The following is a 15,652-nucleotide window of genomic DNA, read 5'->3' on the forward strand; positions in this document are numbered from 1 at the left end:
TTACGGTCTGGCCGACAAATCCGAAAAGGGGATCTCCAAATGTCCGATTTCAGCAAGGGTCGCACCGGCCTCATCCTCCCCACCTCTATCGACCGCCGCACCTTCCTCGGTGGCACCGCCGCCCTCGGGCTGGCAGCAGGCCTTTCCGGCGGCCTGTTCGCGTCGCCGGCTCGCGCCCAGGAGCCGAAGCGCGGTGGCGATCTCAAGCTCGGCCTCAAGGGCGGCGCCACCAGCGACGTGCTTGATCCCGCCACATACAGCGCATCCGTCCTCTTTGTGATCGGCCGCCTCTGGGGCGACACGCTGGTCGAATCCGATCCGAAGACGGGCGCACCGGTGCCGTCGCTTGCAGCCTCCTGGGAGCCGTCCGCGGACGCATCGGTCTGGACTTTCAAGATCCGCGATGACGTCGCCTTCCACGACGGCAGCAAGATGGGCGTGGCTGACGTTGTCGCCACATTGAAGCGCCACGCAGACGAAGCCTCCCAGTCCGGTGCCCTCGGCCTGCTGTCCTCAATCACCGGGATCGAGGAAAAGGCGGGAGATCTCGTCCTGACGCTGAAGGAAGGCAATGCCGACCTGCCGCTGATGCTGACCGACTACCACCTGATCATCCAGCCGAAGGGCGGCGTCGATGCGCCTGCCGCGGCAATCGGTACCGGCCCCTACACGCTGAAGAGCTTCGAGGCCGGGGTACGCGCCACCTTCGAGAAAAATGTCAGCGACTGGCGCTCCGACCGCGGTTTCGTCGACAGCGTCGAGATCCTGGTGATGAACGACACCACCGCGCGTGTCGCGGCGCTCGCCTCCGGCCAGGTCCATTTCATCAACAATGTCGATCCCAAGACCGTGCCTCTGTTGACCCGCGCACCGACGGTCGAGATTATCAGAAACGCTGGCAAGGGCTTCTACAGCTTCCTGATGCATTGCGACACCGCACCCTTCGACAACAACGACCTTCGGCTGGCACTGAAATATGCGATCGACCGGCAGGCGATTCTCGACCAGGTGCTCGGCGGCTACGGCACGCTCGGCAACGACTACCCCGTCAACGGCAACTATGCGCTGGCATCCGATGATATCGAGCAGCGCGTCTACGATCCGGACAAGGCCGCCTTCCACTTCAAGAAGTCCGGTCACGACCGTCCCGTCCTGCTGCGCACGTCGGACGCCGCCTTCGCCGGTGCCGTCGACGCGGCGATCATGTTCCAGGAAAGTGCCAGGAAGGCCGGCATTGAGATCGAGGTCAAGCGCGAGCCGGAAGACGGCTATTGGACCAATGTCTGGAACGTCCAGCCCTTCTGCGCCTCCTACTGGGGCGGTCGTCCGACGCAGGACTCGCGCTACTCGACTTCCTACCTTTCAAGCGCCGAGTGGAACGACACGCGGTTCAAGCGCGACGACTTCGACAAGATGCTGCTGCAGGCCCGCTCGGAGCTCGATGAAGCCAAGCGCAAGGACCTCTATCGCACGATGGCGCTGATGGTGCGCGACGAAGGCGGCCTCATCCTGCCTGTTTTCAACGACTACATCATGGCGTCGACGAACAAGCTCAAAGGCTATGTCGATGATATCGGTAACGACATGTCGAACGGCTATATCGGCAGCCGTATCTGGTTCGACGCGTGAGAATGGAAGCACGGGAAAACATCGTGAGCAGCAAACGCCCCTTCACCGTCATCGAAAACGAGTGGATCACCCTCAAGGACGGCACGCGGCTTGCCGCGCGCATCTGGATGCCGGATGGCGCCGAGGCCGATCCGGTACCGGCCGTCTTCGAGTTCCTGCCCTACCGCAAGCGCGACGGGACCTCGCCGCGCGACGAGAGCACCTATCCGCACTTCGCCGCCGCCGGCATCGCCGGCGTGCGCGTCGACATCAGGGGTTCCGGTGAATCAGATGGCGTCATCGACGGCGAATACACGCCGCTCGAACTGGCGAACGCCTGCGAACTCATCGGCTGGATCGCGGCCCAGCCGTGGTCGAACGGATCCGTCGGCATGATGGGAATCTCCTGGGGCGGCTTCAACTGCCTGCAGGTCGCGGCTATGAACCCTCCGGCGCTGAAGGCGGTGATCTCGATCGCCTCCACCACCGACCGCTACAACGACGACATCCACTACAAGGATGGCTGCCACCTCTCCGCCCAGCTCTCCTGGGCGGCCACGATGCAGGGCTACCAGTCGCGCTCTCCCGATCCTGAGATCGTCGGCGACCGCTGGAAGGACATGTGGCTGGAGCGGTTGGAGAAGGAACCCTTCTTCATGAAAGAGTGGCTGCCGCACCAGCGCCGCGATGCCTTCTGGAAACATGGCTCCATCGCCGAGGATTTTTCCGCGTTCAAGATCCCCGCCCTCGTCATCGCCGGCTGGGCCGACGGCTATCGCAACACGCCGATCAAGGCCGTCGAAGGTCTGGGCGACAAGGCCAAGGCCCTTATCGGCCCCTGGGTCCACAAATATCCGCATTTCGCCTGGCCGAAACCGCGCGCCGACTTCATCGGCGAGGCCATCGCATTCTGGAACCGCTGGCTGCGCGGCGAACAGAATGGCGCCGAAGCAACGCCGCAGATGCGCGCTTACATCCTCGACGCGATCCGCCCTGCCCCGCGCCGCGACCACGACGCCGGCCGCTGGATCGCCAAGGATGTCTGGACAGCACCGAGCTTCCAGACCTTCGCAGTCTCCGCTACCGGCGCCCTGACCCTCGGCGGCAAATCGGGGGTTAATGCCCGCGACGTTTTCCTGAAATCGCCGCTCGACACGGGAACGGCCTCCGGCGAATGGTTCACGTTGAAGCCTGACGTCGAGATGGCGATCGATCAGCGCAGTGACGATGCCGGCTCGCTCTGCTTCGAAACCGCTCCTCTTGACGCCGATGTCGATTTCCTCGGGCGGCCGATCGTGACGGTGGAAGTCGCCTGTGACGCCGACTGGGCAAACCTCGTCGCCCGCGTCGTGGACGTCCATCCGGATGGCACCGCTTATCGGGTCTCCTTCGGCGTCCTGAACCTTGCCCATCGCGAGAGCAACGAACATCCGAAGGCGATGCCGCACGGCCAGAAGGTCCGCATCACCGTCACGCTCGACGCCTGCGGCTATCGTTTCCGCGCCGGCCACCGGATCAGGCTCGCTCTGTCGACCAGCTACTGGCCGATGATCCTGCCGCCGCCTTCCGATCCGGGCCTGACGATCGACACCGCCAGCCTCGAACTCAAGATGCCCGAGCTCGGAGATCACCGTGACATCACGGTCAGGGAGCCGGATGATCCGAACCCGCTGCCCACCTACATCGAGCATGAGCCGTCCGAAACCGTGCGCGAGGTCATCCGCAACCTCTCGGAAAACACGACGACCTACCATATCCTTGAGGATACGGGTCTGTCCGAACATCCCGGCACCGGCCTCTCGACTCGCCAGGTGCGCGAGGAAAACTGGACGATCTCGCCCCGCGATCCCCTGTCGATGACCGGCAGTTCGACCTGGACCTGCGACATGTCCCGCCCCGGTTGGTCGGTTCGCTCCGTCGCCACATCGACGATCGCCTGCACCGCGACCGAATGGGTCATCGCCGCGCACGTGACCGCCTACGAGGGCGACACGCTGATCTTCGAGCGACATCACGGCGAGCGCATCGCGCGTGATTTCATGTAAGCGACGTGCTTTGATGGCTCGCCGTCGGCAAAGGCGGCGAGTCGCGGGGAGTATGTGATGAAGGCGATGTTCTACGAGCGTTTCGGCGAGGCTCCAAAGATCGCCACCTTGCCGGATCCCACGCCGCCGAAAGCTGGCGTCGTGCTCTCCATCACAGCGACCGGCCTCTGCCGCAGCGACTGGCACGGCTGGATGGGTCACGACCCGGATATCAATCTGCCCCACGTGCCCGGCCATGAATTCGCCGGCGTGATCGAGGCCGTCGGTCCCGAGGTGAAGCGCTTTAAGGTCGGCGATCGCGTCACCGTCCCCTTTGTTTCGGGCTGCGGCCATTGTTTCGAATGCAAGTCGGGCAACAGCCAGGTCTGCGAGGAGCAGTTCCAGCCGGGCTTCACCCATTGGGGCAGCTACGCCGAGCTGATGGCCCTCGACTATGCCGACCACAATCTGGTGAAATTGCCCGACGACATCGACGATGCGACCGCCGCGAGCCTCGGCTGCCGTTTCGCGACCTCTTTCCGGGCCGTTGTCGACCAGGGACGGCTGAAGGGCGGCGAGTGGCTCGCGGTCCACGGATGCGGTGGCGTCGGTCTCTCTGCGATCATGATCGGCAAGGCGCTCGGCGCCAAGGTCGTCGCCATCGACATTTCCGAGGAAAAACTTGCGTTTGCCCGCTCACTCGGCGCCACGGTGACCATCAACGCATCCGTCGAAACCGACATCCCCGTCGCGGTTCGTGATGCCACCGGCGGCGGCGTGCATGTCTCGGTCGATGCGCTCGGCCACCCCTCGACCTGCAACCATTCGATCCTCAACCTGCGCCGCCGAGGCCGCCACGTCCAGGTCGGCCTGCTGCTGGCCGAGCAGGCGCGCCCCGCGCTTCCCATGGACCGTGTGATCGCCCACGAACTGGAAATCTACGGCAGCCACGGCATGCAGGCATGGCGCTATGACGCGATGCTCGCGATGATCTCCGCAGGCACCTTGCAGCCGCAGAAACTGATCGGTCGGCATATCTCGCTGACGGAGGCCGTTTCGGCACTAGCAAATATGGACCGTTTCGCCGAAAGCGGTATCACCATCATCGACAGCTTTGCCTGAGGCACGCGCAAGCCGCGCTTGCGTTAACCACGCAAGCGCATGTTCCTTATGTAGAAAGTTCTGATTTTAATAGATTGTTGTCTATTATCATCAATACTGAGGTCACTCACTCATCCGGAGACCTCATCCATGTCCCTGTTCGGCCTCGGCAGTGATGCCAGCCTCGTTATCGACGCCCTGAACAAATCGCTCGCCATCATCGAATTCACGCCCGAGGGCGAGATCCTCGATGCCAACGAGAACTTCTGCAAGGCGATGGGATATCAACGCTCCGAAGTGGTCGGCAAGCATCATCGCATGTTCATCGCTGTCGAGGAGGCGAACTCATCTGCCTACCGCGACTTCTGGAAACAGCTCGCGTCCGGCCGCTTTGACCGCCGCCAGTACAAGCGTTTCGGCAAGGGCAACCGCCCGGTCTGGATCGAGGCTTCCTATAACCCGGTGATGCGCGGCGGCAAGGTTTTGAAGGTGGTCAAGATCGCCACCGACATCACCGAGGCGAAGCTCAGGGAACTCGACAGCAATGGCAAGATCGATGCGTTGAGCCGTTCCCAGGCCGTCATCGAGTTCACCCCGACGGGCGAGATCCTGACGGCCAACGAGAACTTCCTCCAGACGCTCGGCTACAGCCTGAACGAGATCGTCGGCCGCCATCATTCAATGTTCTGCGAAAAAGACTATGCGCGGTCGGCCGACTACGCCACCTTCTGGTCCCGTCTGGCCAAGGGCGAATTCTTCGTCGACAAGTTCGCCCGCGTCACCAAAAGCGGCGCCCGCATCCATATCCAGGCGAGCTACAACCCGATCGTCGACGACACCGGCAAGGTCTGGAAGGTCGTCAAGTTCGCCTCCGATATCACCGCCCGCGTCAACGCGCTGACGGAACTGGGTGCAGGACTTACCCGTCTTGCCGACTGCAACATCCGCGTCACGATCGACCATCCCTTCCCCGAGGAATTCGAAAACCTCCGGCACAACTTCAACACCTCCATCGGCCGCTTCCAGGAAACGCTTGAGCTGGTTCTGTCCGAGACCGCGCAGCTGACTTCAAACAGCAGCCAGATGCGCAGCAGTTCCGAAAGCCTTGCCCATCGGTCGGAACAGCAGGCCGTATCGCTGGAGCAGACATCGGCCGCCCTCGAACAGATCACCGAGACGATCCGGGAATCCACGGAGCGGACCCGCAGCACCCGCACATTGGTTCAGGATGCCCGCAAGGCCGCGTCGGAATCGGTCGATGTCGTGAAATCCACCGTCGACGCCATGGGCCGCATCGAGACGGCCTCGAAAGAGATCGGCAACATCATCGACGTGATTGACGAGATAGCATTCCAGACCAACCTGCTGGCACTCAATGCAGGCGTTGAGGCGGCGCGCGCCGGCGAGAGTGGCAAGGGCTTCGCCGTCGTCGCGCAGGAAGTCCGCGAGCTTGCCCAGCGGTCGGCCAAAGCGGCTCAGGAGATTGCCCAGCTGATTGCCAAATCAACTTCCGAGGTCCAGGAAGGCGTGCGCCTTGTGGGCGACACGGGGGATGCGCTGAACCGCATCCAGACCTTCGTGCAGTCCATCGACACCAATGTCGAGGCCATCGCCCATGCCGCGCAGGAACAGTCGAGCCGGCTTGGCGAGATCAACGCCGCCGTCAACTCGCTCGATCAGGCGACTCAACAGAACTCGGCCATGGTCGGCGGGATGACGAGTGTCGGTCAGGCGCTGGCGGAAGGCGCCCGCAAACTCACCGAGATCGTCGCGACCTTCAAGCTCAACCGCCGCAAGGCCATCCGCGAACCCGGTTCGGCCGCGGCCGCAGCAGCACCGCAAAGACGAGCGGCCGCCTAGGCCGATCGCTCTCCGGCAGTGTTCACTCCTGTGAGATGTGACACCGCTCCACAAAGCGCGGCAAATCCGGCTGTTGCCCCTTCGCTCATATGCCTGGCCCGCAGCCAGGCATGCACCATCTGCGGCTCCTCCCGGAACCAGACCTCGACACCCGCCCGCGCCAGCCGCGCCGCATAGGCCCGTCCGTCATCGCGCAACGGATCGAAACGTGCGACGGTGATGAACGCGGGCGGTAGTCCTTCGATATCCGCCGCGAGCAGCGGATAGGCGACGGCATCATCCCCAGGCGCCTGCAGCACCTCGCGGTAATAGCGCACGTCGGACGTCGACAGCCCGGGCGCCTCGGCCATCTCCTCGTAGGAACCCGTCCTCAGATCGCCCCCGAGTGCGGGGTAGACAAGCGCCTGCCCGACGATGGCGCCAGACCAGCCCTCCTGCAACGCCCTGACACAGAGGCCGGCCGCCAGATTGCCGCCGGCACTGTCGCCGATGACCACGACCTTCTCTCCCGCGTGCACAAAGCGTCTGAGCACCGCGAGGCAATCATCATGCTGCGAAGGCCAGACATGCTCCGGCGCGAGACGGTAATCGACCGCGGTGAGTTCCGCGCCGACGGCGTCGGCGATCTCCGCACAGATCGAGTCGTGGCTGTCGAGCGAACCGACCACGAACCCGCCGCCGTGCAGATAAAGCAGCCTGACCGCCGTCCTGAGCCGAGAGGGTCGGTACCGCCGCACGGGAATGCGATTATCGATCAGGAAATCGTCGGTGACCACTCCGTCCGGATGCGCCGGCGAAAACTCCGCGCAGAGCGCATTGTACCATTCCCGCTGCTGCCCGATCGACGCATCAACCGCATCGGCGGGATAGAAGGCGTCGCATTTTTCGAGAAAGGCCAGGATGCCCTCCTCGCTCGGCATTGGCTTAATCCCGTCGGTCACTGCTTTCCCCGTGTCGATTGCGCATTGGATCGACAATGTCACGCGACAAACCGGCGTGTCTCGCCAAAAGCGACAGCGACGAGGCCACTGAGCTATGCCCCAGCAGATTCCCGATCAGGTTCAGCGCGCCACGTCACGCCGCATCGTCCACAGCCGCATCCGGCTTAGCGGGAATGTAGTTGAGCACGGGCCCCAGCCACCGCTCCACCTCCCGAACCGCCATGCCCTTCCGTGTCGCATAGTCCTCGACCTGATCGCGCTCCACCTTGGCAACGCCGAAATAGTAGCTGTCCGGATGACCGATATAGAGACCGGACACCGAAGAGCCTGGCCACATCGCCATGCTCTCGGTGAGCGTCACCCCGGTCGCCTTCTCCGCGTCCAGCAGGCGGAACAGCGTGGTCTTTTCCGTATGGTCCGGCTGGGCCGGATAACCGGGCGCGGGTCGGATGCCCGCATAGGGTTCACCGATCAGGTCCTCCGGCGCGTAGGCTTCGTCGGCGGCATAGCCCCAGAACTCCTTGCGCACCCGCTCATGCATGTGCTCGGCAAAGGCTTCCGCGAACCGGTCGGCCAGCGCCTTCACGAGGATCGACGAATAGTCGTCGTTCGCTCGCTCGAACCGCTCGGCGATGGCGATCTCCTCGAAGCCCGCCGTAACGACAAAGCCGCCGACATAGTCCTGAATGCCGCTGTCGAGCGGCGCGACGAAATCGGCGAGCGCAACGTTCGGTCGCCCGTCACGCTTCGACAACTGCTGGCGAAGCGTGAAGAATGTCGCCAGCTCTTCCCGCCGCGACGGATCGGTGAAAAGCCTGATGTCGTCGCCGATGGCGTTCGCCGGCCAGAAGCCGATGACAGCGCGCGGCCGGAACCACTTCTCGGCAATGATCTTCTGGAGCATCGCCTGCGCATCGGCAAACAGCTGCCGTGCCGCCTCCCCTTGCGCCTCGTCATCGAGGATCGCCGGGTAGCGGCCCTTGAGTTCCCAGGTCTGGAAGAACGGCGTCCAGTCGATGTAGCGGGCAAGCTCCGCGAGGTCGTAGTCGTCGAACACCTTCGTTCCAAGGAAGCGGGGCGCCACGGGTTTGTGGGCGGGCCAGTCGATCGTCACCTTGTTTGCCCGCGCCGCCGCCAATGGTAGCCGCTGCTTCTCGGCTTCCGCCCGCGCGTGGGCGTCCGCAACTTTCCGGTACTCATCGCGAATTCCGGCCAGATACGCATCTTTGTTGTCGGGCGAGAGAAGCGATGACACCACGCCGACCGCACGACTGGCATCGGTCACATAGATCGCCTGGTTGCGCCGGTACTGCGGTGAAACCTTAACCGCCGTGTGCACGCGACTCGTGGTGGCCCCGCCGATCAGCAACGGGATGTCGAAGCCCTGCCGCTCCATTTCCGAGGCGACATGCACCATCTCATCGAGCGAGGGCGTGATGAGGCCGGATAGGCCGATGACATCGACCTTCTCCTTGATCGCCGTCTCAAAGATCTTCGTCGCCGGCACCATGACGCCAAGGTCAATGATCTCGTAATTGTTGCAGGCGAGCACGACGCCGACGATGTTCTTGCCGATGTCATGCACGTCGCCCTTCACGGTCGCGAGCAGGATCTTGCCGGCACTTTCACGTTCGCCGCCTCCGTTCGCAAGCTTCTCCGCCTCCATGTGGGGCAAGAGCACCGCCACTGCCTGCTTCATCACGCGGGCGGACTTGACGACCTGCGGCAGGAACATCTTGCCCGAACCGAAAAGGTCGCCAACCACGTTCATACCGGCCATCAGCGGCCCTTCGATCACATGCAGCGGCCGTTCCGCCGAAAGCCGCGCCTCTTCCGTGTCGGCTTCGATATACTCGGTGATGCCATTGACCAGAGCATGTTCGAGCCGCTTCTCGACCGGCCATTCGCGCCAGGCAAGATCCTGCGCCCTCGCCTCCTTGCCGGGACCGCCGCGGAACCGCTCGGCAATCTCCAGCAGCCGCTCCGTCGCGTCGGCACGACGGTTCAGCACCACATCCTCGCAGGCCTCCCGCAATTCCGGTTCGATGCTCTCGTAGACCGCCAGCTGACCGGCGTTGACGATACCCATGTCCATACCGGCCTGGATTGCATGATAGAGGAAGACGGCATGCATGGCCTCGCGCACCGGCTCGTTCCCACGGAAGGAGAAGGAGAGGTTCGAGACGCCACCAGAGATATGCACCAACGGCATCCGCTCGCGGATCGTCCGGGCGGCCTCGATGAAATCGCGGCCGTAATTGTTGTGCTCCTCGATACCCGTCGCCACCGCGAAGATGTTCGGGTCGAAGATAATGTCCTCGGGCGCGAAGCCCGCTTCCTCCGTCAGCAGCCGGTAGGCTCGCTCTGCGATTTCCACCTTGCGCTCGTAGGTGTCGGCCTGCCCCTTCTCGTCGAAAGCCATGACGACGACCGCAGCACCATAATTGCGCACGAGACGGGCTTGCGCGAGAAAGCTCTCCTCGCCTTCCTTCATCGAGATCGAATTGACGACCGCCTTTCCCTGAACGCACTTCAGTCCGGCCTCGATGATCGAGAACTTGGACGAATCGATCATAATCGGCACGCGGGCGATATCCGGTTCGGCTGCGATCAGGTTGAGGAACTCGACCATCGCCTTCTCGGAGTCGATCAAACCCTCGTCCATGTTGATGTCGATGATCTGCGCACCGTTCTCCACCTGGTCGCGCGCGATTGCCAGCGCCGAGGCATAGTCGCCGGCGGTGATCAGTTTGCGGAACTTGGCCGAACCCGTGACATTGGTGCGCTCGCCGACATTCACGAACGGAATGTCCTTGGTCAGCACGAACGGCTCGAGACCGGACAGCGACATGAACGGTTTGTGCTCGGGCACCTGACGCGGCTTGAACGGTGCCACCGCCTCGGCGATGGCCCGGATATGCTCGGGCGTCGAGCCGCAGCAGCCGCCGACCACGTTGACTAGACCGTCTTTCGCGAAACCCTCGATCTGCGCCGCCATCATCTCGGGCGTTTCGTCGTACTGGCCGAATTCGTTCGGCAGACCTGCGTTCGGATAGGCGCAGATGAAGGTATCGGCAACACCGGACAGCTCCTGCAGGTGCGGCCTCATGGCATCGGCGCCCAGAGCGCAGTTCAGACCGACGGTGAAGGGGTTGGCGTGTCGCACCGAATACCAGAAGGCCGATGGCGTCTGGCCGGAGAGTGTACGGCCCGAAAGGTCTGTAATCGTCCCTGAGATCATCACCGGCAGGCGGATGCCTTTCTCGGCAAACCGCTCCTCGCAGGCAACGATGGCCGCCTTCGCATTCAGCGTGTCGAAGATCGTCTCGATCAGGATGATGTCGGCACCGCCGTCGATCAGGCCGTCGATCTGCTCGGCATAGGCGAGCCTCAGATCATCGAAGGATACCGCGCGATAACCGGGATTGTTGACGTCGGGCGAGATGGAGGCTGTCCGGTTCGTCGGTCCGATGGCGCCGGCGATAAAGCGGCGCTTGCCGTCCTCGCGTTCGGCCCGGTACGCGGCCCGCCGCGCGACACGGGCGCCTTCGAGATTCAGGTCATAAACCGCCCCCTCCATCGCGTAGTCGGCCTGCGCGATCTTCGTCGAGGAGAAGGTGTTCGTCTCCAGGATGTCTGCCCCGGCCATGGCGTAGTGAAAATGAATCTCCTCAATCGCGCTCGGCTGGGTCAGGATCAAAAGGTCGTTATTGCCCTTCTGGTGGCAGGCACAACCGAGAAACCGCTCGCCGCGAAACTGGTCTTCGTCGAAGCCGAGCCCCTGGATCTGCGTGCCCATCGCACCGTCGAGGATCAGGATGCGCTCCCGCGCCGCCTTGGCCAAAGCCTCGGCAATCTCCTGCCCATCCCTCAGTCCCCTCTCCGGTCCAAAAAGATTGTTGAGCATGAGCGAATTTCCTTATTCCATAAGCGACACGATTTCAAAAGCACATAAAGACATGTTTATGTCAACATGCCTTTATGCTGTTCGTCAAGTCTTTCCGCCGGCCGACGGCGCCGTGACAAAGCTGCGTAGCGCCGCTATACGAACCATCGGATTGCAGATGCGGCGGAGGAATGCGCATGGAACAGGGCACTATGACGGGCACGCTGCCCAGGCATTGGACCGACCGGCCGCACCACCGCCGCTGGCTCCTGCAGCAGGCCGCAGGTCTTTTTGATTTCTTCCAGTTCGCATCGATCAATCCGAAAGGCGGCTTCTACGACCTCGACCGTCGCGGCAAGCCGCTCAAGCTGGACAATCCGGTGCGGGGCATCCACGCCAGCGCCCGCATGGTCCACTGTTTTGCAATCGGCGATCTCCTCGGCCAGCCGGGCTCCGCCGAGGTCGTCGATCATGGCATAACTTTCCTGTGGAAGCGCCACCGCGATCAGGACAATGGCGGCTACTACTGGCAGGTCGATGACAACGGCGCGATCGATCCGTCGAAGCAGGGCTACGGCCATGCCTTCGTGCTACTTGCCGCCGCCTCCGCGAAATGTGTCGGCCATCCGCTTGCCGACGACATGCTGGCCGATATCACCGAGGTTCTCGAAACCCGCTTCTGGGAGCCGGAGCACGGCGCCATCGCCGAGGAGTTCTCCGCCGTCTGGACGCCGGTGCCCGGCTATCGCGGCCAGAACTCCAACATGCACCTGACCGAAGCGCTGATGGCAGCGTTCGAGGTTACCGGTGAGCGCCATTATCTCGACAAGGCGGAAAGCATCGCCGACCTGATCATCCGCCGCCGCGCCACCGAATGCACCTACCGTCTGCCGGAACACTTCGACGAGCAGTGGACCCTCGACCGGAACTACTATCATCGCAACGAAATGTTCCGACCGGCCGGCACCACGCCGGGCCACTGGCTGGAATGGGCACGCCTCGTGCTGCAACTCTGGACGCTCGGCGGCAAGGTGCACGACTGGATGCCGGAGGCGGCACGCGGCCTCTTCTTCCAGTCGATGAAGCTTGGTTGGGACAAGGAGCGCGGCGGCTTCTATTACACGCTCGACTGGGACAACGTGCCGGATAAGAAGATGAAACTCTGGTGGCCACTCTGCGAGGGGGCCGCAGCTGCGCACTATCTGAACCAGCACGCGCCCAGCGACTTCCACGAGGAAAGCTATCGCAAGATCTGGGGCTTTATCTCGCGCTACACGCTCGACCGCGAGAACGGCGGATGGAACGAGGAACTGAGCGACGACCTGAAACCGTCAAATACGCTCTTCCCCGGCAAGGGCGACATCTACCATGCCCTCCAGGCCTGCCTGATCCCGCTGTTCCCGGCCGAAGGCAGCCTGACGAAGATGATCACGGAAATGCCTGACGCGGCAGCCTGAACGCGCTTACTGCGGCGGCGTGCCGTCCGTGCGGAAGGACGCCACGAAGGACGTGCCCTCGGCCAGCGCACCGACGCACCGGATCGTCACGGGGCCGCGGCTCGGATCGGTATAGCTGCAGCGTCCCGTCGCACGAACCGCCTGTGGCTTCACGGCCTCCTCGCCGGTGTTGAACACAACCCGGTCGATCGGGAAACCACCGCGCTTGTCGGTCGCCTTGCCGCTGAACGTCACGATGTGATTGTTGGCCATCAGGAAATAGATGCCGTTGCGGCCATCCGCGTGCTCGGAGCCGCCCAGCATGCCCGTGCAGGCCGGCGTCATGTCCTGCTTGCCCATGGCGACGCGCAGGCATTGCCCGGAGAACGTGACGAATTCCGGCGCTTTCAGCCCGCTTCTTGCCTGCCCGGTCGAAGGTGCGGCGAGAAGGACTGTGGCGGCCATCAGAGCCAGGGCGATCTTCATTGGCGATCTCCGGATAGATACAATGTGCTTCCAAGACTATCGCGGCCGCCTTTCGTGAAGCTTGGCCAGGCCTCGTCAGATACATACATGCAGCATGTATCAAAAGAAAAAGCCGGACTCTCGCCCGGCTTTCTTCGTGATCGTTGCGACGGCTCAGTTCATCGCGGCGGCGGCTTCCCGCATCCGGCGCTTGGCGCGCCTTGAAAGGAAGACCGGGAACACCGCGACCGCAATGGCCATGCACCACAAAACGATGCAGATCGTGCTGCTGAAGAGGATGGAGACCTCCCCGCCACTGATTGCCAGCGCGTTGCGCAGGTTCACTTCCATGACCCGCCCGAGCACGAAGCCCAGGATGATCGGCGCCATATCGAAGCCTGCCTTGCGCAATAGCCAGCCAGCCATTCCGATCGCGAACATCAGGTAGATCGAGAAGATCGACGCATGGGTGGAGTATACCCCGACGATCGACAGGACCAGGATGCCGGGTACCAGCAGCCAGTTCGGCACCGTCAATACGCGGGCGAAGATCTGCACCAGCGGCAGGTTGAGCGCCAGCAGGATCAGGTTGCCGACGAACAGCGATGCCACGAGGCCGCCCACGATTTCCGGCCGTTCCGTCAGCAGCATCGGACCCGGCTGGATGTTGTAGAGCATCAGCGCGCCCAGCATGACGGCGGTGGTACCGGAACCCGGAACACCGAGTGTGAGCATCGGCACGAATGCGCCGCAGGCCGTGGCGTTGTTCGCGGCTTCCGGCGCGGCGAGCCCACGCACGTCACCCTTTCCGAACGTGCCTTCGGTATCGGAAATACGCTTTGCTGTTGTATATGAGATCGCGCTCGACACCGAAGCGCCCGTGCCGGGAAGAACACCGACGACGAAACCGATGATGGCGCTGCGCACGGTAGTACCGGCGCTTTTGGTGATGTCGGAGAGACGCGCGGTCATCCGGCCGAGTTCGCGGATCACCGTCATCCCACGCCCCTGGTTTTCCAGGATGATGAGCGCCTCGGATATCGAGAACAGACCGATGACGAGAACGACAAACTCGATGCCGTCGCCGAGTTCCGGCTCGTTGAACGTGAAGCGGTAGGCGCCGGACGTCGGATCGAGACCGACGGTCGCCAGCATCAGGCCGAGCGTGCAGCCGATCAGCGTCTTGACCGGCTGGCTGCCGACCATCGAGCCGAGCGTCGCGAACGCGAACACCATCAGCACGAAGTATTCGGCAGGGCCAAAACCGATCGCCAGACCGGAGAGGATGGGCGCAAAGAGCGCAAGACCCGCCGCCCCGAACATGCCACCCACGAACGAGGCGAGACCCGACAGCGCCAGCGCCTCGCCGGCGCGGCCCTGCTTGGCCATCGGATAGCCGTCGAGCGCCGTCATGACGGCACCGGCGTCACCTGGAACGTTGAGCAGGATGGAGGAGATGCGGCCGCCATATTCGGCACCGCAATAGATGGCGGCAAGCAGGATCATCGTGCTTTCCGCCGGCAGGCCCATCGTATAGGCGATCGGCAGGAGAAGCGCGATTCCGTTGATCGGACCGATGGCCGGCAGTGCGCCGACCAGTGTGCCGATGAAGCAGCCGACGAGACCGATCAAAAGGTTCTGAAAGGTGAGCGCGACGGCGAAACCCTGCCAGAGATATTCGAAGTTCATGGAATTGATCCTTTCCGGTTCCGGTCCCGAGCCTCAGCCGAACAATGCGCCGACGGGCAGATAGACCTCCAGAAGATAGGAGAAGACGAACCACCACAGAGCCGCATGACCGACAGCGCCGATAAAGGCCTTGACCGGTGGCGCGCCGAAGATGAGCGCCGCTCCGAAGGTGAGAACAAAGATCGAGATGGCAAAACCGGCCGGCTCGAACAGTGCGACCGAGACGATCAGCAGTACCGGCACCGAGAGGACGCGAACGAGAAGCGCGCCTGAAGGGAAGCCTTCGGCCGATCCCGGCGAAGCGATATACCAGATGCACAGCAGCCCGAGGACGATCGCGAGCGCGACCGGAAAAACCCGGGGGCCGAGCGGATCGGAGGAGAAGGCGTATTCGATCATGCTGCCGCCGATACCGTAGGCGAGTGCAAGCAGGATAAGGCAAAGCGCCGCGCCACGGCCGATCAACTGCACGGCCCGGGCTGATGGATGATGGTTTTCTGACATGGTGTCACCCCCTGTTCTTATGAATAAGCCGCCGGATCGTGATCGCCCGGCGGCGCAGGTCTGGATGAATGTCTTCGCCCTCGTTTCCCTCCGTCACCTGACGATGCAGGTGACGGAGGGCGGTCCGCCTCGTGTCTT

The 15,652-nt window shown here is 63.0% G+C and carries 10 protein-coding genes; 5 read left to right on the plus strand and 5 right to left on the minus strand.

Going from position 1 to position 15,652, the window contains the following annotated elements:
- Nucleotides 1-39 precede the first annotated feature (39 nt).
- The 4 genes from J5J09_RS14225 to J5J09_RS14240 all read left to right on the plus strand — a co-directional run bounded on the left by J5J09_RS14225 (nucleotide 40) and on the right by J5J09_RS14240 (nucleotide 6,593).
- The gene (locus tag J5J09_RS14225) at nucleotides 40-1,629 is read left to right on the plus strand and encodes an ABC transporter substrate-binding protein (RefSeq protein ID WP_208551543.1); all 1,590 of its coding nucleotides are present in this window, start codon (nucleotides 40-42) and stop codon (nucleotides 1,627-1,629) included.
- A 2-nt stretch (nucleotides 1,630-1,631) separates the two neighbouring features.
- A complete protein-coding gene (locus J5J09_RS14230; protein ID WP_208551544.1) occupies nucleotides 1,632-3,653 on the plus strand; it encodes a CocE/NonD family hydrolase in 2,022 nt (673 codons plus the stop codon).
- Nucleotides 3,654-3,710: 57 nt separating this feature from the next.
- Entirely contained in the window at nucleotides 3,711-4,754 is a 1,044-nt protein-coding gene (locus J5J09_RS14235) for a zinc-dependent alcohol dehydrogenase family protein (protein ID WP_208551545.1), read from the plus strand.
- Between the two features lie 129 nt (nucleotides 4,755-4,883).
- Nucleotides 4,884-6,593 (plus strand): PAS domain-containing methyl-accepting chemotaxis protein, encoded by a 1,710-nt coding sequence (locus J5J09_RS14240; RefSeq protein ID WP_208551546.1) that lies wholly within the window; start codon nucleotides 4,884-4,886, stop codon nucleotides 6,591-6,593.
- Here J5J09_RS14240 and J5J09_RS14245 read toward each other — a convergent pair.
- Together J5J09_RS14245 and metH are read right to left on the minus strand one after the other, a co-directional pair.
- The gene (locus tag J5J09_RS14245) at nucleotides 6,590-7,513 is read right to left on the minus strand and encodes an alpha/beta hydrolase (RefSeq protein WP_208553591.1); all 924 of its coding nucleotides are present in this window, start codon (nucleotides 7,511-7,513) and stop codon (nucleotides 6,590-6,592) included. The genes J5J09_RS14240 and J5J09_RS14245 overlap by 4 nt on opposite strands.
- A gap of 154 nt (nucleotides 7,514-7,667) precedes the next feature.
- A complete protein-coding gene (gene metH, locus J5J09_RS14250; RefSeq protein ID WP_208551547.1) occupies nucleotides 7,668-11,441 on the minus strand; it encodes a methionine synthase in 3,774 nt (1,257 codons plus the stop codon).
- Nucleotides 11,442-11,617: 176 nt separating this feature from the next.
- Here metH and J5J09_RS14255 point away from each other — a divergent pair, with 176 nt between their 5' ends.
- Nucleotides 11,618-12,877: an AGE family epimerase/isomerase gene (locus J5J09_RS14255; RefSeq protein ID WP_246745846.1), complete on the plus strand. Its 1,260-nt coding sequence runs from the start codon at nucleotides 11,618-11,620 to the stop codon at nucleotides 12,875-12,877.
- 6 nt (nucleotides 12,878-12,883) lie between these two features.
- Here the strand turns inward: J5J09_RS14255 and J5J09_RS14260 are convergent, their stop codons facing one another.
- From J5J09_RS14260 to J5J09_RS14270, 3 genes are all read right to left on the minus strand, one after another.
- Nucleotides 12,884-13,342 (minus strand): hypothetical protein, encoded by a 459-nt coding sequence (locus J5J09_RS14260; RefSeq protein ID WP_208551548.1) that lies wholly within the window; start codon nucleotides 13,340-13,342, stop codon nucleotides 12,884-12,886.
- Nucleotides 13,343-13,495: 153 nt separating this feature from the next.
- A complete protein-coding gene (locus J5J09_RS14265; RefSeq protein WP_208551549.1) occupies nucleotides 13,496-15,010 on the minus strand; it encodes a tripartite tricarboxylate transporter permease in 1,515 nt (504 codons plus the stop codon).
- Between the two features lie 33 nt (nucleotides 15,011-15,043).
- Nucleotides 15,044-15,514 carry a tripartite tricarboxylate transporter TctB family protein gene (locus tag J5J09_RS14270; RefSeq protein WP_208551550.1) on the minus strand — a complete coding sequence of 157 codons (471 nt, stop codon included), beginning with the start codon at nucleotides 15,512-15,514 and terminating at the stop codon, nucleotides 15,044-15,046.
- Nucleotides 15,515-15,652 lie beyond the last annotated feature (138 nt).

The sequence above is a fragment of the Ciceribacter sp. L1K22 genome (genome assembly GCF_017599385.1).
Classification (GTDB): domain Bacteria; phylum Pseudomonadota; class Alphaproteobacteria; order Rhizobiales; family Rhizobiaceae; genus Allorhizobium.